A 22743-nucleotide genomic window follows, 5' to 3' on the forward strand; every position below is an offset into this window, starting at 1 on the left:
AAGAGGCAACTAGATCTTACCAATCTAGTTGCTCCAAGAAGTTATATACATCCTCATGTAGCTCGTCACGTTGCTTATCAAGTGTAATGACATGCGTAGAGTCTTCATACCATTTAATGTCTTTTAACGTAGATTCTACACCGTTATAAATAATGTTAGCACTATCTGTATTAATCATTTCATCATGACGTGCTTGTACAACAAATGTCGGTGCATAAATCATATCCACATTGTTACGTACGTCAGCAATTAATTGTTGTAATGCTTTTAATGTATTCATCGGTGTCTGTTGGAATTCCAACATTTCTTGTTCGATTTGCTCTGGTGATTTTTGCTCACGTTTTTTATATTCGCGGGCATATGCCAATATACCTTGGTACATCGTTTCTTCACTCTTAATATACATTGGTGCACACATTGGTACTACACCTAAAACCGGTACTGTATAACCTAATTTTAAAGAAAATACGCCGCCAAGTGATAGTCCAGCAACAGCAATTTTCTCAAAGCCTTTATCTTTTAGAAGCTGATATGCCTCCATTACGTCTTGCCACCAATCTTCAGGACCTGTATGAACAAGCTCTTCTGGTGGTACACCGTGCCCTTTAAAAATTGGCGCATGACAAGTGTAGCCTTTCTTTTCTAAGAAACGCCCTAACATACGTACATCAGCTGAGTTGCCTGTGAAACCATGTAGTAATAAAACAGCGCGGTCTCCACCCTCAAATGTAAATGGTTTCGGAGATGCTAATTTCATCATGTACTTCTCCTCTTTCTCTTCTGTAATCTAGTCGTATTCTTTCTATATCTTAGTGTACCATATTTATATTTCTATAATCTAATTAGAAACATCTTTCAAATGGCAAAACAAAAAAAGAAGAACCATTAGTACAACTTACTAACGCTTCTTCTTTCAATTCTATAAATTTAAGTACGTAACAGCAATTGTTAATACGAAGAATAGAACAGCTAAAACAATTGTAATACGGTTTAATACTGCTTCAATTCCACGTGCTTTTTGCTTACCAAATAATTGCTCTGCACCGCCTGAAATTGCACCTGAAAGGCCTGAGCTATTACTAGACTGCATAAGTACCATAACAATCATTAAAATCGATACAATAATAAGTAAAACGGATAATAACGTATGCACTTGGCGTACCTCCTACAAAGATTCAGTTATTTTAACTGTAGCATAAATTCTATAGAAAAGCGAGAGCTATAGAGTAGCTCTCGCTTTTCTTCTATTACATAAACATCATTGCAAATAATGGCCCGAGCAAACATGTCAAAATTGCTGTTAATGTCATTGTTACCGATCCAATAACACCTTCATGTTCATTATTTTTCATTGCTCTCATGACGCCCATAATATGAGAAGCACATCCAAATCCGATACCTTTACCAACTGAGTTTGTAACACGGCTCCATTTTAATAAAAGCGGGCCGGTAATCGTTCCAGTAATACCTGCGATAACAACGAAAGCTGCTGTTAATGACGGTACACCACCAACTTGCTCTGAAACACTCATTGCAACTGGCATTGTCACCGATTTTGGTAAAGAAGATAAAATTAAGCTTTTATCCGTTCCCATAAGTGATGCAATAGCAAAATCACTCGCAATGGCAACTGTTGTACCTACTAATACGCCACCAGCAATCGGTACAACATACTTTTGAAGAACGTGACGTTGTTTATAAAGAGGAATTGCAAATGCTACAACACCGGGTCCCAGTAGTTTTGCAATCCAGCCGCCACCACTTTCCATATAATGTTGATATGGTATATCAAGCATAATAAATAAGAAAGCCATTAATCCTGTTGCTACAAGCATTGGAATGGTGAATGGTGTTGGAAATAATTTATAGATTTTTTTAGATAATTGGTATAATAGCACCGTAAAAAGAACCCAACCAATTCCGATTAATATTTGGCTCATCGCGACTCTCTTTCCTTTCTATTCGCAAGATATTGTCCTGTATGTCCTGCGACAATAATAATTAAAAATGTACTCGCTACAATTGTAATGAAAAGAGAAATTCCTTTACTCATAAAAAAAGCACCGTAATTCATTAGGCCAAGCGTTGGCGGAATTAATAAAAACGGCATAATAGCAACAAGTGTTTCTGCTCCTAAATCGAACCATTTCACTGGAAGAACTTTTAGGCTAAGTAAAACAAGTAAGAGGAACATTCCAATCAAACTTCCTGGAATTGGAATATTTAACATTTCTTGTACCCAAGTTCCAACCATATAAAAAACGTAAAGAGCAGCAATTTGGACAAGAATCTTTGTAAATTTCATGTTCATCATCCCTCATGTTTATACGATCTTCTCTTAATATCTTTATCATAGTATAAATTGTAAAAAGCTGCAATTTATCAATTCGGCAGCAAAAACAGCCTATGTTAGACGCTTACAACCTTGATATGACTGAATTTCTATGTAAAAATTAAGTCAAAAACCTTGACCTAATATAAAAAGTTTTTATTTTCTGAATTTAAAAGGTTGTTATTTCAATAAAATAATCTTTTTATCCTTAAGCTTACATATACATAAGTAAGATAGGTGGTGAACATATGCCCAAAAAAGTTCTTATTTTTTGTGATCCTGGGATTGATGATGCGATGGCCCTCCTCTTAGCATTCTTTATCGATGAAATAGAAATAATCGGCATTGTTGCTGATTACGGCAATGTTCCAAAAGAAATGGCTGTACAAAATGCTCATTTTCTTAAGCACGAAACAAAGAATAGAAATATTAAAGTATTTGGTGGTTCAGAACAACCGCTTACTGGTGCTCCTCCTGCTTTTTTTACGGATGTACACGGGAAACAAGGGCTCGGTCCAATTATTCCAAAGGGCAATGTGACTAACGGCGAAATGGAGAATTTTTTTGAAGTTATCCCTCTTATTGAGCAATATAAAGATGAATTAATCATTGTAAGTTTAGGAAGACTTACCTCCCTCGCAATTTTATTCATCCTATGTAAACAGCTAATGAAGCAAATTAAATCTTACTACGTAATGGGCGGTGCCTTTTTACATCCTGGTAATGTTACCCCTATTTCAGAAGCGAACTTTTATGGAGATCCTACTGCCGCTAATATAGTCCTTCAATCCACAGCTAACATGTATATATACCCGTTAAACGTCACCCAATATTCTGTTATTACACCAGAAATGGCTGAATACATTGAAGCAAAAGGAAAAGCCCCAATTGTCAAACCGTTATTCGATCATTATTACTACGGATATTATAAAAATGCCCTACCAGATTTAAAAGGAAGCCCCTTTCATGACACAATGCCAATACTCGCTTTACTTGATAACTCTATGTTTACGTATCATAAATCACCTATCGTTGTCATGACGGAATCCTATGCACAAGGAGCAAGCATTGGAGAATTTCGCTCTTTAGGAGAATCCAAACCATTTACTGATTGGCCGAGTCATCAGATCGCAATCGATTTTGACTATAACCGTTTCTTTAAACATTTCATGTCACTTATGACAGGTGAGCAATTTTAAGCATAAAAAAACAGACCGTGATTTCTCACGGTCTGTCGTTATTTTCTACAATTATCGTTTGATGTTGTAGAAAGATTTGATACCATCGTAAACAGCGATTTCGCCTAGTTCGTCTTCGATGCGTAATAATTGGTTGTACTTAGCAATACGGTCAGTACGGCTCATAGAACCAGTTTTGATTTGGCCAGCGTTAGTTGCAACTGCGATGTCAGCGATTGTAGCATCTTCAGTTTCACCAGAACGGTGAGATACAACTGCTGTGTAACCAGCACGTTTAGCCATTTCGATAGCTTCGAAAGTCTCAGTTAAAGTACCGATTTGGTTAACTTTAATTAAGATTGAGTTAGAGATACCTTTTTCGATACCTTCAGCAAGTTTTTGTGTGTTAGTTACGAATAAGTCGTCACCAACTAATTGTACTTTATCACCGATACGCTCAGTTAATAATTTGTGACCATCCCAGTCGTTTTCGTCTAAACCATCTTCGATAGAGATGATTGGGAAGTCTTTGCAAAGCTCTTCGTAGAAATCAACCATTTCTGCAGAAGTTAAGCCAGTACGGCCTTCGCCTGCAAGGTCATATTTACCAGTTTCTTTGTTGTAGAACTCAGAAGAAGCAACGTCCATTCCTAAGAATACGTTCTCGCCAGCTTTGTAACCAGCTTTTTCGATAGCTTCGATGATTACTTCTAATGCTTCACGGTTAGAACCAAGGTTTGGAGCGAATCCACCTTCGTCACCTACTGCAGTGTTAAGACCTTTGTCATGTAATACAGCTTTAAGTGCATGGAATACTTCAGCACCCATACGGATTGATTCTTTGAATGTTGGAGCACCAACTGGTAAGATCATGAACTCTTGGAAGTCTACGTTGTTATCAGCGTGAGAACCACCGTTGATGATGTTCATCATTGGAGTTGGTAATTGTTTTGCATTGAATCCACCAAGGTAACGGTATAATGGAAGACCTACGAAGTCAGCTGCTGCGTGAGCTACTGCCATAGATACACCAAGGATAGCGTTAGCGCCTAGTTTACCTTTGTTTGGAGTGCCATCTAATTCGATCATAGCACGGTCGATACCAGCTTGGTCAGTTACGTCGAAACCAACGATTTCTGGAGCGATTGCTTCGTTAACGTTGTTTACTGCATTTAGAACACCTTTACCAAGGTAACGAGATTTGTCACCGTCACGTAATTCTACTGCTTCGTGCTCACCAGTAGATGCACCACTTGGTACGATAGCGCGTCCGAAAGCGCCGCTTTCTGTGTAAACTTCTACTTCTACAGTTGGGTTACCACGAGAGTCAAGGACTTCGCGAGCATAAACATCAATAATTGTTGACATAATAAATTCTCTCCTTTTTATATAAGCAAATTATTTAATAATTGTTTTACCTGTCATTTCTTTCGGTTGTTCCACATTTAAAAGTGTAAGCATTGTTGGGGCGATATCTCCTAAAATACCACCTTCACGAAGCTCTACGTCATTTTTTGTAACGATGAAAGGAACCGGGTTAGTTGTATGAGCTGTCATTGGTCCACCATCAGCAGTTAACTCCTGATCAGCATTACCATGGTCAGCAGTAATAAGTGCTACACCATCTTTTGCAAGAATCGCTTCTACAACTTTTCCTAAACATTCGTCAGTTGCTTCTACTGCTTTAATTGTTGGTTCCATCATCCCAGAATGGCCAACCATATCACAGTTCGCAAAGTTAAGAATGATAACATCATGTTTATCATTTTCGATTTCATTTACTAAAGCGTCTGTTACTTCGTAAATGCTCATTTCAGGTTTCAAGTCATACGTTGCAACCTTCGGTGAGTTAATTAAGATACGCTCTTCTCCTGGGAATTCAGCCTCACGACCACCGCTAAAGAAGAATGTAACGTGCGGATACTTTTCAGTTTCCGCGATGCGAAGTTGCTTTAATCCCGCTTGCGCAACAACTTCACCTAATGTGTTATCAAGGTTCATTGGCTTGAATGCCACGTAACCATCTACAGTTTCACTGAAATGTGTCATACAAACGAATTCAGGAATGTGAGGTACTTTTTCACCACGATCGAACTCACGGAAGTCTTCGTTTGTAAATACACGAGCAATTTGAATTGCACGGTCTGGACGGAAGTTATAGAAGATAACTGCATCATCATCATTGATTGTTGCAACTGGCGTGTTATCTTCGTTAACAATTACAGACGGCAATACGAATTCATCGTAGATACCATTTGCATAAGAGTCTTCTACACACTCTTCTGCTGATTTATAAGTAGGGCCTTCACCATTCACCATAGCACTGTAACATTTTTCTACGCGATCCCAACGCTTGTCACGGTCCATAGAGTAATAACGACCAGAGATAGTCGCGAATTGTCCTACTCCTGTTTCTTTAATCACTTCATTTGTTGCATCGATATAACCTTTTGCTGTTTGTGGTCCAACATCGCGGCCATCTAAGAATGCATGGATATAAACTTTCTCCACGCCTTCTTTTGCTGCTAAGCGAAGAAGAGCAAACATATGGTTCATGTGACTGTGCACACCACCGTCAGAAAGTAAACCGAATAAATGAAGAGCAGTACCTTTTTCTTTTACGCTTTTAATTGCATTTTGGAACGTTTCGTTCTGATCGAACTCCCCTTCACGAATTGCAACGTTTACGCGTGTTAAGCTTTGATATACAATGCGGCCAGCACCGATATTTAAGTGACCAACCTCAGAGTTACCCATTTGACCTTCTGGAAGACCCACTTCCTCACCACAAGCTGTAAGCGTTGTGTGAGGGAATTTGTTCCAGTAACCATCAAAATTAGGTTTCTTAGCTTGTGCTACAGCATTCCCGTGAGTTTCTTCACGTAGTCCGAAACCATCAAGAATGATTAAAGCTGTTGGCTTTCTCATTTTACCGCCCCCAGAAGACCTAAGAACGAAGCAGGCTCTAAGCTAGCACCGCCAACTAAAGCGCCGTCGATGTCAGATTGTGCCATATACTCTTTAATGTTTTCTGGTTTTACGCTACCGCCGTATTGAATACGAACAGCTTCTGCAGCTTCTGTAGAAACAGCTTCTGCAACAACTTTACGGATGTGCGCACATACTTCATTTGCATCTGCAGAAGAAGAAGATTTACCTGTACCGATAGCCCAGATTGGCTCATAAGCGATAACAGTTGCTTTAACTTGCTCTTCTGTTAAACCTGCAAGTGCTTTTGTCACTTGACCTGCTACTAGATCAAATGTTTTTCCGCTTTCGCGCTCTTCTAAAGTCTCACCACAACATACGATTGGTGTTAAACCATGTTCAAATGCTGCAAGAGTCTTTTTGTTTACTGACTCGTCTGTTTCAGCAAACATTTCACGACGCTCAGAGTGGCCAAGTACTACGTAGCCTACTTTTAAGTCGCTAAGTGCCACTGGGCTAATTTCGCCAGTGAATGCACCATTTTTTTCGAAGTGCATGTTTTGTGCACCTACTTGTAAGTCAGTTCCTTCAGTCGCTGCTACAAGACGCTCTAAGAATAGAGCTGGAGAGCAAACTACTGCATCAACAGCTGTAGCTGCTGGGATTTGACCTTTAACTTCCTCTACGAAGCTAACTGCTTCAGATAGAGTTTTATTCATTTTCCAGTTACCTGCGATAATTGGTTTACGCATGCTTTGCACCGTCCTTTTTCTTTGGCTGCTACTTATTTGTCGTTAAGACAAACTACACCTGGAAGCTCTTTGCCTTCCATGAATTCTAATGACGCACCGCCGCCAGTAGAAATGTGGCTCATTTTATCAGCCATACCGAATTTTTCAACAGCTGCTGCAGAGTCACCACCGCCGATAACAGAGTATGTATCTTCTGCATCTGCTAATGCTTGTCCTACTGCTTTTGTACCTTCTGCGAATGGAGTCATTTCGAATACACCCATTGGTCCATTCCATACAACAAGCTTAGAGTTTTTAATTACATCTGCATAAATTTCACGTGTTTTAGGACCGATGTCCACGCCTTCCCAGTTAGAAGGGATAGAGTCGATACCTACGATTTGAGTTGTTGCAGTTTCAGAGAATTCCTCTGTGATTACAACATCAACTGGCATGTAGAAGTTTACGCCTTTTTCTTTTGCAAGTTGCATAAATTCTTTAGCTAGTTCGATCTTGTCGTCTTCACATAGAGATAGACCAATTTCATGACCTAAAGCTTTAACGAATGTGTAAGCAAGTCCGCCACCGATGATTAAGTTATCTACTTTGTCTAATAGATGACGAATTACACCGATTTTATCTTTTACTTTCGCACCACCGATGATAGCTGTGAATGGACGTTCTGGGTTAGAAAGTGCTTTACCTAATACATCTAACTCTTTTTCCATTAATAGACCAGATACTGCTGGTAGGTAGTCTGCGATTCCTGCTGTAGAAGCGTGAGCACGGTGAGCTGCACCGAATGCATCGTTTACGAAGATGTCAGCAAGTGCTGCAAATTCTTTCGCAAGTTCTGCATCGTTCTTTTCTTCGCCCGCATAGAAACGTACGTTTTCAAGAACTAATACGTCGCCTTCGTTCATTGCTGCAACCATTTCTTGTGCAACTGGTCCGAATGCTTCGTCTGCTTTTTTAACATCTTTACCAAGAAGCTCGCCTAAACGTGCTGCTACTGGAGTAAGACGTAATTCTTCTACTGCTTGACCTTTTGGACGGCCTAAGTGACTTGCTAAAATAACTTTCGCACCTTGCTCTACTAAATATTGAATTGTAGGAAGAGCTGCACGGATACGAGTTTCATCTGTAATTTTGCCTTCTTTCATAGGTACGTTGAAATCAACGCGGCAAAATACACGCTTACCTTTTAAATCTACGTCACGAATTGATTTTTTGTTCATTGGATTTCCCTCCGACTACTAGTTAGGATTGACAAAACCCACTCAAAAGCTTAACACATTTGCTTTTAAAACGAAAGAAGAGAGAGAGGGAACAAACCCTCTCCCTCGTTTTGTCATTGATTACTTATATAATTAAGAATTAAAGACCTTTAGAAGTCATGTATGCTGCTAGGTCTACTACACGGTTAGAGTAACCAGTTTCGTTATCGTACCAAGAAAGTACTTTAACCATGTTACCTTCCATTACCATTGTAGATAATGCATCGATTGTAGAAGAAGCAGTACATCCGTTATAGTCGATAGATACTAATGGCTCTTCGCTGTATCCAAGGATACCTTTTAATTCGCCTTCAGCTGCTGCTTTGAATGCTGCGTTTACATCTTCAACTGTTACTTCTTTGTCAAGTTCAACAACTAAGTCAACAAGAGAAACGTTAGCAGTTGGAACACGTACAGCGCCACCGTTTAATTTACCTTTAAGTTCTGGTAATACTAATGCTACAGCTTTAGCTGCACCAGTAGATGTTGGGATCATGTTTTCAGCTGCTGCACGAGCACGACGTAAATCTTTGTGTGGTAAGTCTAAGATTTGTTGGTCGTTAGTGTAAGAGTGAATTGTTGTCATCATTCCGCGTTTTACGCCGAATTTTTCGTTTAATACTTTAGCGAATGGAGCTAGACAGTTTGTAGTACAAGAAGCGTTAGATACTACGTTGTGGTTAGCTGCATCGTATTGTTCGTGGTTAACACCCATAACTACAGTGATATCTTCGTCAGAAGCTGGAGCTGAGATGATAACTTTCTTAACTGATCCACCTAAGTGTTTTTCAGCGTCTGATTTTTTAGTGAAACGGCCAGTAGATTCTACTACTACTTCTACTCCGTAGTCGCTCCATGGTAATTGAGCTGGGTCACGCTCAGCGATAACTTTAATTTCTTTACCGTTAACAACGATGCTGTTTTCGTTAGCAGATACTTCTGCATTTAAAGTTCCGTGAACTGTGTCATATTTTAAAAGGTGAGCTAATGTTTTAGCATCTGTTAAGTCGTTGATTGCTACTACTTCTACCTCAGAGTTGTTAAGAGCTGCGCGGAATACGTTACGTCCGATACGTCCAAATCCATTAATACCAATTTTAGTCATTTGAATTTCCTCCTTGGGGGATTATATTAAAGGGTAATACCCTTTGTTAACTGTTTTGCTGCACCTTCATCTGTAATTAGAATTGAAGTGTGCCCTTGTTTAATTACAGCTTGTATTGCCTTTGCCTTTGAAGAACCTCCTGCGACTGCAACAACGTGAGATACATGTTGTAAATCCTCAAGTTGCATACCAACTGTTCTTACTTTATGAACAACATTTCCTTGTTCATTAAAGTAGTAACCGAAAGCTTCGCCAACTGCTTCGCTTGCTTGAATCTTTAACCAATCTGCTTCTGAAGTATTTCTGCGACGTGCCATTGTTAACGCATCACCTATTCCATGAATGACGATGTTGGAAGATCGAATCAACTCAAGAACTTCTTTCACGGAAGGCTCTGTCACAATAGACGCATATGCTTCGCTACTAACATGGTCTGGAACATACAATAAGCGATAATTACTCATCGTATTTTGCGCCATTTTGGCACAAATGGTGTTGGCTTCTAATTCGACACCTTCTCCAATTCCACCACGTGCTGGGACAAATAGCATATGTAAATCTTTGCAATCAAGCTGCATCATGTCCGCAGCAGCAGCTAGCGTAGTTCCTCCAGCCACAGCAACGATATTATTCGCTGTCAGACGGTCTTTTATACAAGTCACACAAGCACGGCCCATCTCCAGTTTGACCCAAGGCGATTCATCACTATCACCAGGGACAACGAAAACTTCATCCAAGTCTAATGTTTCCTTAAGTTGCTTTTCTAAAACCTTTAACCCGGAAATTTCTTTCATAAAGTCTTCCAAAGCAAGAACTAAAGCTGTTCCTTCTTCTGTCAAAGTCATTCCAGAAGAAGCGACGTGAACTAAGTTTTGTTCTTTCAAAACTTGAACTTCACTTCGCAATACTCGTTCTGTCATACCGAGACTTGCTGACAAATTTCTTCTTCCAATCGGCTGCATGAGCCTAATGTATTGAAGAATTTGCATTCTCGTTTGCATAACAGGTAGCAGATCAGGTAATAATTTTTTTGTGTTCTGAATCCATGAGCGCATATCTTTTCTCCTCACTACATTGGTTCATTTTTCCTCGTGGTCACTTTACGTCCCGTAGTGACATTTTGTGTCCCACATAGGTTAAAAAAATAATCCCTGCTACGTGTATTATTGTAACAGGAGATAGAAACTTATTCAACTCTTAACTGCATTCTTTATATAGTTTATTATGACACCTTTGTGAATGTTACCATATTCCACCTGTTTCCCGCCTATTTCTACAACCGGAATCATTAGATGATATTTTTCTAAAAGGTTATTATCTTCATATATATCTATTTCCTCAATATGAAAAGAATATTCACATTGAACTTCCTGTAAAACTTGTTTCGCCTGCACGCAAAGACCACAATCTTTTTTTGTATACAGTACAACTTTCATTTTCTTCACCTATCCGATCGTTTTTCGCAATGACGACGCTGGAATGTGCATTTGTTCTCTATACTTTGCCACTGTTCTTCGAGAAATAACGATTTCATGCTCTTCTTCTAATAATTTTGAAATCTTTTGATCTGAAAGTGGCTTTTTCTTATTTTCCGCTTCAACAAGCGTTTGAATAAACCGTTTCACACGCTTTGTAGAAACTGCTTCATCTTCAGTAGTAGAAACAGCATTACTAAAGAACGATTTCATCTCAAATAAACCGTGTGGTGTTTGCACATATTTATTTCGCGTTGCACGACTAATTGTAGACTCATGCACACTTAACTCTTCCGCTACCTCTTTTAAAGCAAGTGGCTTTAAATGTTCTGGACCTTCCCAGAAGAAATCATGTTGTTTCTCCATAATAATGGTCATCACTTGCAGAAGCGTTTGTTTTCTCTGTTTTAAACTGCGCATAATCCACTGCACATGCTGATACTTTTCTGATACGTAAGATGCTACTTCACTTTCACTATCATTCAGAAGCGCACTATACTCAGAATGAATTTCAATTCTCGGCATATTTCTCTCATTCATTTGTAAAACGAGACGATCACCATCTTTTTTCACCGCCATATCAGGCACAATGTAAAGTGGTTTATCAGAAGAAAACGCAAGACCTGGTTTCGGCTGCAGGGACGTAATACAGTTCACCGCCGATTGCAATTCTTCATTACTACACTTCAACACTTGAACGAGCTTTCGCCAATCCTTCTTCACGAAATAAGCGAAGTGATCCTCTATAACCTCTTCCGCTAATCCATTCCGTCTTTGTAAGCGCTTCAATTGTAAAGTTAGACATTCCTGAATATTACGCGCTCCTACCCCTGCTGGCTCGAGCGATTGGACAAGCTCTATAGAGCGGTCGACTACATGAATCGGCGCGGAAAGGAGATCCGCTAACTCTTCGTTCGTTTCTTGTAAATACCCATTTCCATCCATGTTCATAATAATGAAAGAAGCTACTTTTCGCTCTTCTTCATCTATTTTATAATACTGTATTTGATTTAATAAATGTTGCTGAATCGTTGTAGAATCCACACTGTAGATTTCCATCTGATTCTCGACTTGTTTGCTGGTACTTTTACTGTTGTTAGAGCTCTTTTTCTTCTCCCTCTCAAAACCACCTAACTCAATAAGGGGATTCTCTAACGATTGCTCATACAAAAACTCCGATAATTCTTGTACATTATACTGGAGCATTGTAATCGCTTGCCTTAACTCTTGTGTCATTGCCAAACGTAAGCTTTGTTCTTGTAAAAGACTTGCCTTCAAACTAATCTCCCCCTTGTTTCTATTGTACAATAAGTTTGGTAAAAGGAGAATCCTCACGCAGACACCCATTCCAAAATATTATTAATTTATATGTATTAATGAGATTTACAACTTACAACCGAAATTTGAATAATATTGAAAGAAAATAATAAAAACAAAAAATTATCACTAGATACTAATAGTAAATAATAATACATGATATTAAAATGAGCAATAAAAAAAAGAGAAGAACCTTTTCTTCTCTTTCACAAATCAACTATTTTTCAAAAGCTGGACTAAGTTCAAACTCTTACCACTTCGCAAAATGCCCTTTGGGTATACTTTCGCTGCAAATAAAGAAATAAGACTAATGCTACTTAATAGAACGAATATAGACGCTACAATTTCCATACCACTCACAGATCCATTAATAATCCTGATTACCATACTTATCGGTGCTGTAAAGGGTACATATGATGTCACTCTAGATACTAGTCCTTCAGGATTATCAAGTACTACCAATAACTCCACCACTAAACTCCCCATTAATATAAGGGTAATTGGCATCGTAGTTCCTGATAATTCTTCAGGCCTGCTCACCATAGAGCCAAATACAGCAAAAAGTGCTGCATAAACGAAGTAACCGAGAACAAAATATAATAAGAAATAAGCAGCGTGCTCTCCTGTAATCATATTCACATCAATATTCACTCCAAAAAATGAATCCGATACTTTAAAAAATCCAGATTTAATATATAGCGCCATACTAAGGAAAAATATAAATAACTGTGTCAAACTAGCAAGGCCGACTCCTAATATCTTTCCAAAAACCATGTGAACAGGCGACACCTTTGTTACCATCACTTCCATAACACGCGACGCCTTCTCTGATGCTACTGCTGTAGCAATTGCATTTCCATACGAAGTAATTGCTAAATACATAATCGCTACTAATAAGTACACTAGTAAAAATGAGCTTGTTCCTTCGTTATTTAAGTTTTGCTTTTTCGCTTGCACGTTCATCGTAAGTGATTTTACAGCTTCTTCCGACAACCGTTGTTTAACTACCGCACTTTGAAAGTACTGATTTTGTACAAATAACTTTGTGCTTTGAATCAGCTTCTGATTCTCTTGCTTCATAAAGTAATCTAATACTGGCTCAGCCCCTGCGTTCTCCTTCAATATAAAAAGTGCTTCAACTTTCTTATCCAACAAGTCTTGCTTATATTGATTTAATTTTGTTTTATCCCCTAAAGACCATTCCCACTCTGGAAGAGCCTTACTAAGATTAGATTGATCAACCGTAACATTGGATGCTTCATGAATAAATATAACCTTTTCTTTTTCTGCCTCCCCAGAAAACTTTTGGACAAAGCTTGGAAAAGAGAATAAAAATATCCCTCCTCCTATTAATAAAAATGTCATCCCAATAAATATTTTTGTCCTCACACGATCCCAATATGTTTGCCATAACACAATCCAAAAATTTCTCATTTTTATGCACCTGCCTTTTCAACAAAGATTTGATGTAAAGACGGTTCTTTAATAGAGACATCTCGAATGTATTGTTTCATCCTTATATCCTCAAGTAGAGAAAAAGCATCCTCTCCATCTTTCACTTTAATCGTAAATGTACGATTAACCTTTTTAAAATCAAGATTTCTATTCTTAAGAATAGGTTCGATATCCCCTTCCGTTTGCAAGGTCATATATTTATATTGATAGCTTTTCTTAATATCAGATAAAGCTCCTGATAGTACGAGTTGACCATTCTTCATAATACAAATTTGCTCACAAAACGTTTCTACACTATCCATTTGATGGCTACAAAAGATAATCGTTTTTCTTTGGGAGATTAACTCAAGCACGACATTTTTTAACATTTCTGCATTCACAGGATCTAGCCCACTAAAAGGCTCATCCAGTATGATAAATTCAGGATTATGCAAGATCGCTGAAATCAATTGAATTTTTTGTTGATTCCCCTTTGACAATTCCTCTGTTTTCTTTTTTAAATGTGACGTCATCTCTAATTTTTCTAGCCATTGTAACGCATGCCTTTTTGCAAGATTAGCTGGCATCCCTTCCAACTTACCGAAATACACCAATTGCTCCACTACATTCATTTTCGGATATAACCCACGTTCTTCTGGTAAATAACCAATACATATATCTTTCTTTGAAAAAGGGCGATTGTTCCAAAGAATTTGTCCGCTATCCGGTTTAATTAAATCTAAAATCATACGAATTGTCGTTGTCTTACCGGCACCATTCCGGCCAAGCATCCCTAGAATCCCGCCTTCTTCTACACGTATATTTAAATCATTAACAGCTTTATACTCCCCAAATGTTTTATGTAACCCTTGAATTTCAAATGCCATATATAACATCCCCTTTTAACTTTTTACGAAATAAATAACCGCCATTCCTAATACAATCCCGCCTACCATCATCAAAAACTTTTTCATCATTATTTCCTCCTTCATTTACTTGTTAAGTTGTATCTCTATCATAGACTTCTTTCTGCTGCTATTGTCCGCAATCCGTACTGTATTTACCGTAAAAAAGGTGAACCACTCTTATGTGGTTCACCGCAATTTCAACAGATAACGCTAATTGTATGAAAACTCCTTACATGTTATTATAAAAATATTCAGAATTTAAATATTGAACCTTTAAAGTGAGGTGTCCAAATCGTTGCAGATACAACGTAACTTTGTTTTCATTTTATGTATAACCTTCCTGTATTTTTGTTTACAAGGCTATATTTTATATAAAATAAACCAACCATATAGCGGCGTTCTTATTTCTAAAACAGACCCAACTACATACACAATAGCAAAAATCAAATCCTCTGGTTGGGCTTTTCATACTGATTTAAAAGAAGGAGATGTAATCTATTCGATTAATAAAGACAAACCTCATGTTGGAATACTTCCGAGATATCAAAACCAATCACTAACTGCATCTGAAATACAAGTAAAAAAAGAAGGTATAACCTACACTTATAAAGGAACACAACATTTTATTGATTATCGCGATAAAATCATTTCAGTATATTTCCCATCCCTACTCGCTCTTATTTGTTTCGGGTTATCTATTTTTCTGTATAAAAAAAAGCCTTTAAACCGGGAAACATTCTTTTTGATCATGTTTTTATTCATGACATCCTCAAGTCTCCTAATTGCAGTTGAATCTGGTAGAGGTGATTTTATCGCCATTATTATTATAAGTATTGTATTTCAAGGTACACCTATGTCTCTCATTCTCTTGTTGAATGAATTATTTAAAAAGAAGCACATATACGTTATTTCTAATAGGTTTCTACAAATTGATATTGTAATCGGCATTATTTTAGTATCACTCTCTGTTTTAACGATGTTCATTCCATTCCCCTTAGTTCATACCGATGGATTAGAACTCAGTTACCTTTCAATAAATTTCATTTTTTGCATTTACTTTTTAATTCGTGCCTATATCAAATATCACAGCACAATTCATAAACCATTTTTAGAATTAATGCTCACGATTCATTTCATTGCCTTCTTTCCGTTCGTTACGCTCTATGCTCTTCCAGATGCAATATTCGGAACACCGATTCTCTCAGCAGATATTGGAGCTATGTTCTTAATCATTCTTCCGATCGGTTATTTTTATTTAGTAGCAACTAAGCAGATTTTTGACATAGAGTTTGTATTTGACCGTTTACGGTATTACGCATTTCTCTCACTAATCCCAACTCTATTAATTGCAATTATTACGAGCTGGAGCATTCATTACGAAGACAATTTTATCTCTCGTCTACTGCAAAGTTTCGTTATTATTTTTCCGTTGAACATTTTATTTCTCATATTAAAAGAAAGATTAGATTTTACATTCCGTAATCACCTGTTTCGGACGAAAACAAATTTATACGTAAACATTGAACAGTTTACCGCGCAACTATCATCTATTATGAAAATAGATGAGTTAGAGAAAAAATTCACTAATGAAATTGTTTCAATGTTGCAACCTTCTTTTATTCAGTTTGTTCAATATAATATGAAAGACAACACATATACACAGTGTAACGGATACGGACAAACGAAAGATTTCATACTTTCTAAGAAGAAAAAATGGAGTATGGCAGCATTACTAATTAATGATTTATTAGAGGATGATGGAGGCATCGGTATTTACTTATACTCTACTAAACATATAAAGCACTACATCTGGATTGGAAGAAAAGTGAATAATATTAAATATAATACACATGAAAAATCATGGTTCATCACTGTCGCGACATACGTCCGTCTTATTTATGAAAACTTGTATGTTATCAATGAAATTATCCATTCTTTAGAACAGGAGAGTTTAGAATCCAAAATTAATTCTGCAAGCTTATCACGCCTACTCTTCCAAATCTCTGAACAAGAAAGGCGCCGACTCGCTTCAGATTTACACGACTCTGCATTACAAGATCAAATCGTATGGTATCGTAAACTAGACTCTTTACTAAAAAACAAATCAGTTTCACTAGAATTAAAAAATGAACTTAAAAAAATCCACTTCGGTATGCACGATGTAATACAACAAATTCGTGATACATGTAATGAATTGCGTCCATCACTTTTATCAGATGCCGGTTTAATTGGTGCATTAAGAGAATTGCTTTCCCAAACACAATTACGTGTGCAATTTCAAATTCAATTTGATCATGAACCCATTCATGAACATCATTACGATTTTGATAAAATTTTGTCTTTATATCGGATCATTCAAGAACTACTAACAAACGCAGAGAAACATTCCGAAGCAACCATCGTATCGATCTTTTTATGGGAAGAAAACAACTGTATTTCGCTAGACTACCGAGACAATGGAAAAGGTTTCAATGTAGACACTTCCTACTCTCCTAAACACCATATGGGGCTTTCTGGTATAAAAGGAAGGCTTCAATCAGTTGGTGGAGAAATACATATAGTATCCAAAGCTGAAAAAGGACTTCAAGTAAACATTACAGTTCCGAGGTGGTAAATAATGATTCGAGTACTAATTGTAGATGATCATCAAATTGTTGGTGAGGGAACAAAGAGCATGATTGAATTAGAAGAAGATATGCAAGCAGAATATATATTAAATGAACAGGAAGCACTTATGAGAAGTGACGCTATACCTTTTGATGTCTACCTCTTGGATATGAATATGCCCAATTGTAGTGGGATTGAACTCGCGCAGAAAATATTACGTATGCAAACAGATGCAAAAATCATTTTATACACAGGTTTTGAATACATATCCCAATTTAATTTATTAATAAACTCTGGTATCAGCGGAATTATTAGTAAATCAGCTTCTCAGCAAGAGCTATTAATGGCAATCCGCGCAGCCGTAAACGGATATACTTTACTCCCTATTTCCTTATTACGTCAACTACGCACAGACGATATAACGACTCAACAACTTGAAAAGAAAACCGCTCTTCTTACACAAAAAGAATTAGAAATCTTAGAATCCGTTTCGAAAGGAAGTAGCAATAAGCAAATTGCTGATGAGCTATATATGAGTTCAAGAGCTGTAGAATATAACCTAACAAAAATCTTTAAAAAATTAAAAGTCGGATCCAGATCTGAAGCTTTAACAGAAGCAATGAGACAAGGTATTTTGAAAGTACACATATAAAGTGAAACTTTCATCAGTTGGTTTTACTTAGCCCTCAATAAATAAAAAAGCCCTAACCTACAAAACGTAAGTTAGGACTTTTTGACGCGCCCAGAGGGATTCGAACCCCCGGCAGACGTGGTACCGGAAACCACCGCTCTATCCGACTGAGCTATGGGCGCATGATTAAAAACACTTCATTTTCTTTTCATAATAATAGCAATAAAATCCATTTAAATCAATAAAAACTCTTTGATTGCACATTATATATAAGCTATTTTCTACATAAAAACGCCCCCTAATTTCTACATTTAGGAGGCACTTCTTATCCATTTTATTTATCTAGTTTCTCTTTAATCTCTTTTGGAATTTCATTCGGCTGTACTTCTTGGTATGTTTCAATGTATTCGCCTTTCGTTTTAACCTTTACATACGCTCCTTCTCGAAGCCCACGAGGTGCATAAAACTTAACGTCTTTTCCTTCGCCCGAAGCGTAATAACCAGTAAGTTTATAATCCCCAGCTACCTCTCCGATTTTGGATAGTCGGCCAGATTCTTTCGCTTTTACATATAACCAATCCTCTTTCACAAGCGGGTTGTATCTATCTGTTATCTCATTATGAGAAACACTTGCCACACCAATAACTAATATAAAAAGTCCAATTAAACCTAATAATAATTTCTTCATTTTTTCTCCTTAAAATATCTTTTTGACTTGCTTTACTTTCTTTATTCTAGAAGAAAAAATTTTTTCCACTATCGCTTTTCCTTACATATTCATTACAAAATTGTAACCTTCACATGCTTGCCCCCTAAATTTTCCAATCATAAATTCACCCCAACTCACAAATTATAATCTTTGAATTGATATTCCAAAGGGGGCTTCATTCAATGACTGTAATTACGAAATTAAAGCAAACTGTTTCTGGATTAAAAAGTGCACAAGCTAGCTTAGAGGGATTCGCTCTTGATACGGATAACCAACAAGCGAAGCAACTTTTCCAAACAGCTGCGCAGCAAACACAAACGATTATCGATTCTTTAAACCCACGCGTTGAAGAAGTCCAACAAGAAGAACCACAATACTCACAGCAATAACATATTCGTCATGCTGTGAAATAGAAAAAGGATGATATGCAGTCATCCTTTTTCTATCACATTACATATTGCAATAGAAATGGAATGATAATCATGCGAAAACTCGGCCTCATAACCGCATTATTTGCCCTTCTATGTAGCTCTTTTACCGGATGTGATAATAGTCCCTTAGATAAAAAAGTGAAAGAAGAAGCAAAACGAACGGAGAAAGAGAAAGGTCCCAAATTAACAAAGACGAGTACGGAATCATTTAATCAATCTATATCACAAGGAGCCAAGAAAAGAGCTCTCGCTATGGATGAAATTATAAAAAGTACAGCAGTGAATTCAAATTTAGATCTCTACATAGCAGTTACACCGGAGCACCACGAAAGGTTTGGATTAAAACCTTTACGTAAGAAGCTTCAAAAGCAGCTAAGTGATGAACATCCTACTTTCGACGTTCGTGTAAGTACAGATAAAAAAATCTTTATGTTACTCGAAAAGCTTGAAAGAAAGATTAAGGAAAAAAAAGTATCTAAAGATGAGATTAATAAACAATTAAAACTCATCGGGAAAAAAATGGAGTCTAACACTTAACGCTTTTTAAAAGAAAAGGAAGGATCGCAATGTCTAGTAAAGATAAGAACTTAACCCCTGTGCAACAGGAGTATAAAAAATTCGAGCAAGAACGGGAACCGAAGCGCCCTGTCTTGAAAAATTGTATAAAAGCCTTTTTCGTCGGTGGTTTTATTTGCTTCATCGGACAACTCATTTCTACTTTTTACATCACATATTTTGATTTCACTGAGCGTTCAGCAGGAAATCCAACAGTCGCAACTCTTATTTTCATCTCCATGTTGCTAACTGGATTCGGTATATATGACCGCTTTGGGCAGTTTGCTGGAGCAGGCACAGCTGTACCTGTCACTGGATTTGGTAACTCTGTTATTGCCGCATGTATCGAACACCGAACAGAAGGATTCGTACTCGGCGTTGGAGGAAATATGTTTAAATTAGCCGGCTCCGTTATTTTATTTGGTGTATTTTCAGCTTTCGTCATAGCACTTATTAAAACGATTCTCGTTCAATGGGGAGGGCTATAAATGTTACAAGGACACCGAACATGGGTATTCGAAAACAAACCAGTTATTATCTCAACGGGGGTAGTTGGTGGACCGTTTGAAGCGAATGGAAATATACCTGAAGACTTCGACACCCTCCATGAAGATTTATGGCTCGGACAAGATTCTTACGAGAAGGCGCACAAAATTTTATTTGAAGAAGCTTGTAGCCGCGCTACTGAAAAAGCCAAGCTTCGTAAAGACGATATCCAATTTGTACTTGCAGGAGATTTAATTAATCAAATCACTCCAACAAGCTTTGCCTGCCGTACACTCGGAACACCATATCTCGGATTATTCGGCGCATGTTCTACTTCAATGGAAGGATTAGCACTCGGGGCGAGCATTGTAAATGCAAAAGGCGCAAAGTATTTATTAACTGGAGCATCCAGTCATAATGCCGCTGTAGAAAAACAATTCCGATATCCAACTGAATATGGCGGTCAAAAACCTCCTACCGCACAATGGACAGTAACTGGAGCTGGCGCAGCTATTTTAAGCGACACTGGACATGGCCCTAGAGTAACATCTGCAACAATCGGACGAGTGATTGATATGGGATTAACAGATCCTTTTAATATGGGTGGCGCGATGGCCCCAGCGGCTGTCGATACGATTGAAGCCCATTTACGCGAACGACAAATTGATGCCTCTTATTACGACTTAATCGTAACAGGTGACCTTGGACATGTCGGTCGCGAAATTGCCTACGACTTACTACATAAACACGGAACAAAAGTAACGAGCGAACAATTCCAAGATTGCGGAATCATTATTTACAGAGACGGACAACCAGTCATAGCTGGGGCGAGTGGACCAGGGTGTTCCGCAACAGTCGTATACGGTCATTTATTGAACCGAATGAAAAGAGGAGAGTTCAATAAAATACTTGTCGTTGCGACAGGCGCTTTACTATCTCCACTTACATTCCAACAAGAAGAAACAATTCCGTGTATCGCTCACGCCGTTTCGATTGAATTTGGAGGTGCAACACAATGATTTTTTTCTGGGCTTTCGTCATTGGTGGACTCATATGTGTAATCGGACAACTTATGTTTGATGTCGGCAAATTAACACCCGCTCATACAATGGCAACACTTGTTGTTGCCGGAGCTATATTAGATGGATTCAACCTGTATGAACCATTAATTGATTTTGCTGGAGCCGGGGCAACTGTACCTATTACAAGTTTCGGTAATGCCCTCGTTCACGGCGCAATGGAAGAAGCTGCAAAACATGGCATCGTCGGCGTCATCACCGGTATGTTTAAAGTAACGAGCGCCGGCGTATCTGCAGCTATTATTTTCGGATTCATTGGAGCATTGCTATTCAAACCGAAAGGATAAGGTGTTCGTATGACTGTTATCGCTAGCGTTAAAACCTGCCTTGCTAGTGTAAGGGGCGCTCAAGCAAGTTTAAGCTCTCTTTCCCTAAATTCGCAGGACGCGGAATCAAAACGTGTATTTCATGAATGTATGTTAGAAATGGACAGCATCATCGCTGATTTACAGAATAGAGTTTCAGTATTAGAACGTGAAGAACCTCAATATAAAGGGTTTTAAGTAGACTGGAGGAAATGACTATGTCTCACCTACCGGAATGGACACTTGTCATTCTTCGCTCTGTATTCATATTAATTATTTTATTCGCTATTACGAAATGGTTAGGGAAAAGACAAATCTCTCAGCTCTCCTTTTTTGAATACATAGCCGGAATGACAATCGGTGACATCGCTGCCCAAGTATCTACAGGGCTCGATTCAAAATTTTTCCACGGCGTCTTTGCGATACTCATTTTCGCTGTGGTACCTTTTTTAACAGGAATCCTCTCTTTAAAAAACAAAACAGCTCGAGATTTTTTTGAAGGAAAATCTACCGTATTAATAAAAGACGGAAAGATACTCGAAGATAACTTAAAGAAAGAAAAATATACAAGTGACGAATTACTGGAACTTCTCCGTGGAAAAGATGCTTTCAGCGTAGCAGATGTTGAATTCGCTGTACTAGAACCGAGCGGAGAATTGAATGTGTTATTGAAGAAAGATCGCCAACCACTTACTGCAAAAGACATCGGCTTAAAAGTACCAAACGAAAAAGAACCACAAACTGTTATTATGGATGGAAACGTCTTAGATGAACCTTTATCCTCTAGTGGACATAACCGTGCTTGGTTACATTCTGAACTAGAAAAGCTCGGTGTAGTTATTGAAAATGTCTTTCTCGGTCAAGTGGATTCATATGGGCAACTGACTATCGACATTTATAATGACAAACTACAAATGCCTTCTCCTCAAAACAAGCCTTTATTATTAGCATCTTTAAAAAAATGTCACGCTGATTTAGAACTATTTTCCCTAGAAACAAAGTCGAAATCAGCTAGCGAAATGTACAGTAAAAACGCGAAACACATCGAAAAGATTTTAAATAAAGTAACCTATCTTTTAAAAGAATAAATATCGAAAGAACGCTTCAGTAAAAAGGCGTTCTTTTCTTTTTTTCTACAGCTTTTATAACGTTTAAATTTATGTAATTCGGTTATGATGTTGAAGATACATAAGCAGGGAATTTCAAAAACATAGCGAATATTTCATGGTACAACTACATATTTTTTTGATTTAAA

25 protein-coding genes and 1 tRNA gene are annotated in these 22743 nt (G+C 37.7%); 10 read left to right on the plus strand and 16 right to left on the minus strand.

What is annotated here, in order from left to right:
- Nucleotides 1–16: 16 nt before the first annotated feature.
- The 4 genes from estA to MHB74_RS25330 all read right to left on the minus strand — a co-directional run bounded on the left by estA (nucleotide 17) and on the right by MHB74_RS25330 (nucleotide 2305).
- Nucleotides 17–757: a carboxylesterase gene (gene estA, locus MHB74_RS25315; RefSeq protein WP_161940854.1), complete on the minus strand. Its 741-nt coding sequence runs from the start codon at nucleotides 755–757 to the stop codon at nucleotides 17–19.
- A 162-nt stretch (nucleotides 758–919) separates the two neighbouring features.
- The gene (gene secG / locus MHB74_RS25320; protein WP_000557263.1) at nucleotides 920–1153 is read right to left on the minus strand and encodes a preprotein translocase subunit SecG; all 234 of its coding nucleotides are present in this window, start codon (nucleotides 1151–1153) and stop codon (nucleotides 920–922) included.
- Nucleotides 1154–1247: 94 nt separating this feature from the next.
- A complete protein-coding gene (locus MHB74_RS25325; RefSeq protein ID WP_000078299.1) occupies nucleotides 1248–1940 on the minus strand; it encodes an LrgB family protein in 693 nt (230 codons plus the stop codon).
- Nucleotides 1937–2305, minus strand: coding sequence for a CidA/LrgA family holin-like protein (locus tag MHB74_RS25330; RefSeq protein ID WP_000673220.1), 369 nt, complete (start codon nucleotides 2303–2305; stop codon nucleotides 1937–1939). Before MHB74_RS25330 ends, MHB74_RS25325 begins: the two co-directional genes overlap by 4 nt.
- A 275-nt stretch (nucleotides 2306–2580) precedes the next feature.
- On the opposite strand from MHB74_RS25330, the gene MHB74_RS25335 reads away from it, so the two are divergent.
- Nucleotides 2581–3531, plus strand: coding sequence for a nucleoside hydrolase (locus tag MHB74_RS25335; RefSeq protein WP_061679290.1), 951 nt, complete (start codon nucleotides 2581–2583; stop codon nucleotides 3529–3531).
- Between the two features lie 51 nt (nucleotides 3532–3582).
- On the opposite strand, the gene eno is transcribed toward MHB74_RS25335, so the two are convergent.
- From eno to MHB74_RS25385, 10 genes are all read right to left on the minus strand, one after another.
- Nucleotides 3583–4878 carry a phosphopyruvate hydratase gene (gene eno / locus MHB74_RS25340; protein ID WP_000103948.1) on the minus strand — a complete coding sequence of 432 codons (1296 nt, stop codon included), beginning with the start codon at nucleotides 4876–4878 and terminating at the stop codon, nucleotides 3583–3585.
- Nucleotides 4879–4908: 30 nt separating this feature from the next.
- Nucleotides 4909–6438 carry a 2,3-bisphosphoglycerate-independent phosphoglycerate mutase gene (gene gpmI, locus MHB74_RS25345; RefSeq protein ID WP_001231145.1) on the minus strand — a complete coding sequence of 510 codons (1530 nt, stop codon included), beginning with the start codon at nucleotides 6436–6438 and terminating at the stop codon, nucleotides 4909–4911.
- Nucleotides 6435–7190, minus strand: a complete 756-nt coding sequence (gene tpiA, locus MHB74_RS25350; RefSeq protein WP_061679291.1) for a triose-phosphate isomerase — start codon at nucleotides 7188–7190, stop codon at nucleotides 6435–6437. The genes gpmI and tpiA overlap by 4 nt, the downstream gene beginning before the upstream one ends.
- A 32-nt stretch (nucleotides 7191–7222) precedes the next feature.
- Complete coding sequence (locus MHB74_RS25355) at nucleotides 7223–8407, minus strand: phosphoglycerate kinase (RefSeq protein WP_001036332.1); 1185 nt, start codon at nucleotides 8405–8407, stop codon at nucleotides 7223–7225.
- A 139-nt stretch (nucleotides 8408–8546) separates the two neighbouring features.
- The gene (gap, locus tag MHB74_RS25360; RefSeq protein ID WP_000161234.1) at nucleotides 8547–9551 is read right to left on the minus strand and encodes a type I glyceraldehyde-3-phosphate dehydrogenase; all 1005 of its coding nucleotides are present in this window, start codon (nucleotides 9549–9551) and stop codon (nucleotides 8547–8549) included.
- A gap of 26 nt (nucleotides 9552–9577) precedes the next feature.
- Entirely contained in the window at nucleotides 9578–10606 is a 1029-nt protein-coding gene (gene cggR / locus MHB74_RS25365; protein ID WP_001258183.1) for a gapA transcriptional regulator CggR, read from the minus strand.
- 135 nt (nucleotides 10607–10741) lie between these two features.
- The gene (locus MHB74_RS25370) at nucleotides 10742–10987 is read right to left on the minus strand and encodes a glutaredoxin family protein (RefSeq protein WP_061679292.1); all 246 of its coding nucleotides are present in this window, start codon (nucleotides 10985–10987) and stop codon (nucleotides 10742–10744) included.
- Nucleotides 10988–10996: 9 nt separating this feature from the next.
- The gene (rpoN, locus tag MHB74_RS25375; RefSeq protein WP_061679293.1) at nucleotides 10997–12304 is read right to left on the minus strand and encodes an RNA polymerase factor sigma-54; all 1308 of its coding nucleotides are present in this window, start codon (nucleotides 12302–12304) and stop codon (nucleotides 10997–10999) included.
- Nucleotides 12305–12556: 252 nt separating this feature from the next.
- On the minus strand, nucleotides 12557–13777 hold the full coding sequence (locus tag MHB74_RS25380) for an ABC transporter permease (protein WP_061679294.1): 1221 nt from the start codon (nucleotides 13775–13777) through the stop codon (nucleotides 12557–12559).
- A 2-nt stretch (nucleotides 13778–13779) separates the two neighbouring features.
- On the minus strand, nucleotides 13780–14664 hold the full coding sequence (locus MHB74_RS25385; protein ID WP_061679295.1) for an ABC transporter ATP-binding protein: 885 nt from the start codon (nucleotides 14662–14664) through the stop codon (nucleotides 13780–13782).
- A 316-nt stretch (nucleotides 14665–14980) separates the two neighbouring features.
- Here MHB74_RS25385 and MHB74_RS25390 point away from each other — a divergent pair, with 316 nt between their 5' ends.
- The gene (locus MHB74_RS25390) at nucleotides 14981–17299 is read left to right on the plus strand and encodes a sensor histidine kinase (RefSeq protein ID WP_061679296.1); all 2319 of its coding nucleotides are present in this window, start codon (nucleotides 14981–14983) and stop codon (nucleotides 17297–17299) included.
- A gap of 3 nt (nucleotides 17300–17302) precedes the next feature.
- Nucleotides 17303–17944, plus strand: a complete 642-nt coding sequence (locus tag MHB74_RS25395) for a response regulator transcription factor (protein WP_061679297.1) — start codon at nucleotides 17303–17305, stop codon at nucleotides 17942–17944.
- Between the two features lie 85 nt (nucleotides 17945–18029).
- On the opposite strand, the gene MHB74_RS25400 is transcribed toward MHB74_RS25395, so the two are convergent.
- Together MHB74_RS25400 and MHB74_RS25405 are read right to left on the minus strand one after the other, a co-directional pair.
- Nucleotides 18030–18105, minus strand: a tRNA-Arg gene (locus MHB74_RS25400).
- A 152-nt stretch (nucleotides 18106–18257) separates the two neighbouring features.
- Nucleotides 18258–18611, minus strand: a complete 354-nt coding sequence (locus MHB74_RS25405) for a YxeA family protein (RefSeq protein WP_061679298.1) — start codon at nucleotides 18609–18611, stop codon at nucleotides 18258–18260.
- Nucleotides 18612–18814: 203 nt separating this feature from the next.
- On the opposite strand from MHB74_RS25405, the gene MHB74_RS25410 reads away from it, so the two are divergent.
- The 7 genes from MHB74_RS25410 (at nucleotide 18815) to MHB74_RS25440 (ending at nucleotide 22576) form a co-directional block, all read left to right on the plus strand.
- Nucleotides 18815–19021: a DUF1657 domain-containing protein gene (locus tag MHB74_RS25410; RefSeq protein ID WP_000216166.1), complete on the plus strand. Its 207-nt coding sequence runs from the start codon at nucleotides 18815–18817 to the stop codon at nucleotides 19019–19021.
- Between the two features lie 93 nt (nucleotides 19022–19114).
- Nucleotides 19115–19600: a YhcN/YlaJ family sporulation lipoprotein gene (locus MHB74_RS25415; protein WP_001228535.1), complete on the plus strand. Its 486-nt coding sequence runs from the start codon at nucleotides 19115–19117 to the stop codon at nucleotides 19598–19600.
- Nucleotides 19601–19629: 29 nt separating this feature from the next.
- Complete coding sequence (gene spoVAC, locus MHB74_RS25420) at nucleotides 19630–20106, plus strand: stage V sporulation protein AC (RefSeq protein WP_000095399.1); 477 nt, start codon at nucleotides 19630–19632, stop codon at nucleotides 20104–20106.
- Nucleotides 20107–21123, plus strand: a complete 1017-nt coding sequence (gene spoVAD / locus MHB74_RS25425; RefSeq protein WP_061679299.1) for a stage V sporulation protein AD — start codon at nucleotides 20107–20109, stop codon at nucleotides 21121–21123.
- The gene (gene spoVAE, locus MHB74_RS25430) at nucleotides 21120–21470 is read left to right on the plus strand and encodes a stage V sporulation protein AE (RefSeq protein ID WP_000575919.1); all 351 of its coding nucleotides are present in this window, start codon (nucleotides 21120–21122) and stop codon (nucleotides 21468–21470) included. Before spoVAD ends, spoVAE begins: the two co-directional genes overlap by 4 nt.
- Before the next feature lie 9 nt (nucleotides 21471–21479).
- The gene (locus MHB74_RS25435; RefSeq protein WP_002167398.1) at nucleotides 21480–21686 is read left to right on the plus strand and encodes a DUF1657 domain-containing protein; all 207 of its coding nucleotides are present in this window, start codon (nucleotides 21480–21482) and stop codon (nucleotides 21684–21686) included.
- A 20-nt stretch (nucleotides 21687–21706) separates the two neighbouring features.
- Nucleotides 21707–22576 (plus strand): DUF421 domain-containing protein, encoded by an 870-nt coding sequence (locus MHB74_RS25440; RefSeq protein WP_061679300.1) that lies wholly within the window; start codon nucleotides 21707–21709, stop codon nucleotides 22574–22576.
- Nucleotides 22577–22743: the final 167 nt, after the last annotated feature.

The sequence above is a fragment of the Bacillus sp. FSL K6-0069 genome, from assembly GCF_038007785.1.
Classification (GTDB): Bacteria; Bacillota; Bacilli; order Bacillales; family Bacillaceae_G; genus Bacillus_A; species Bacillus_A mobilis.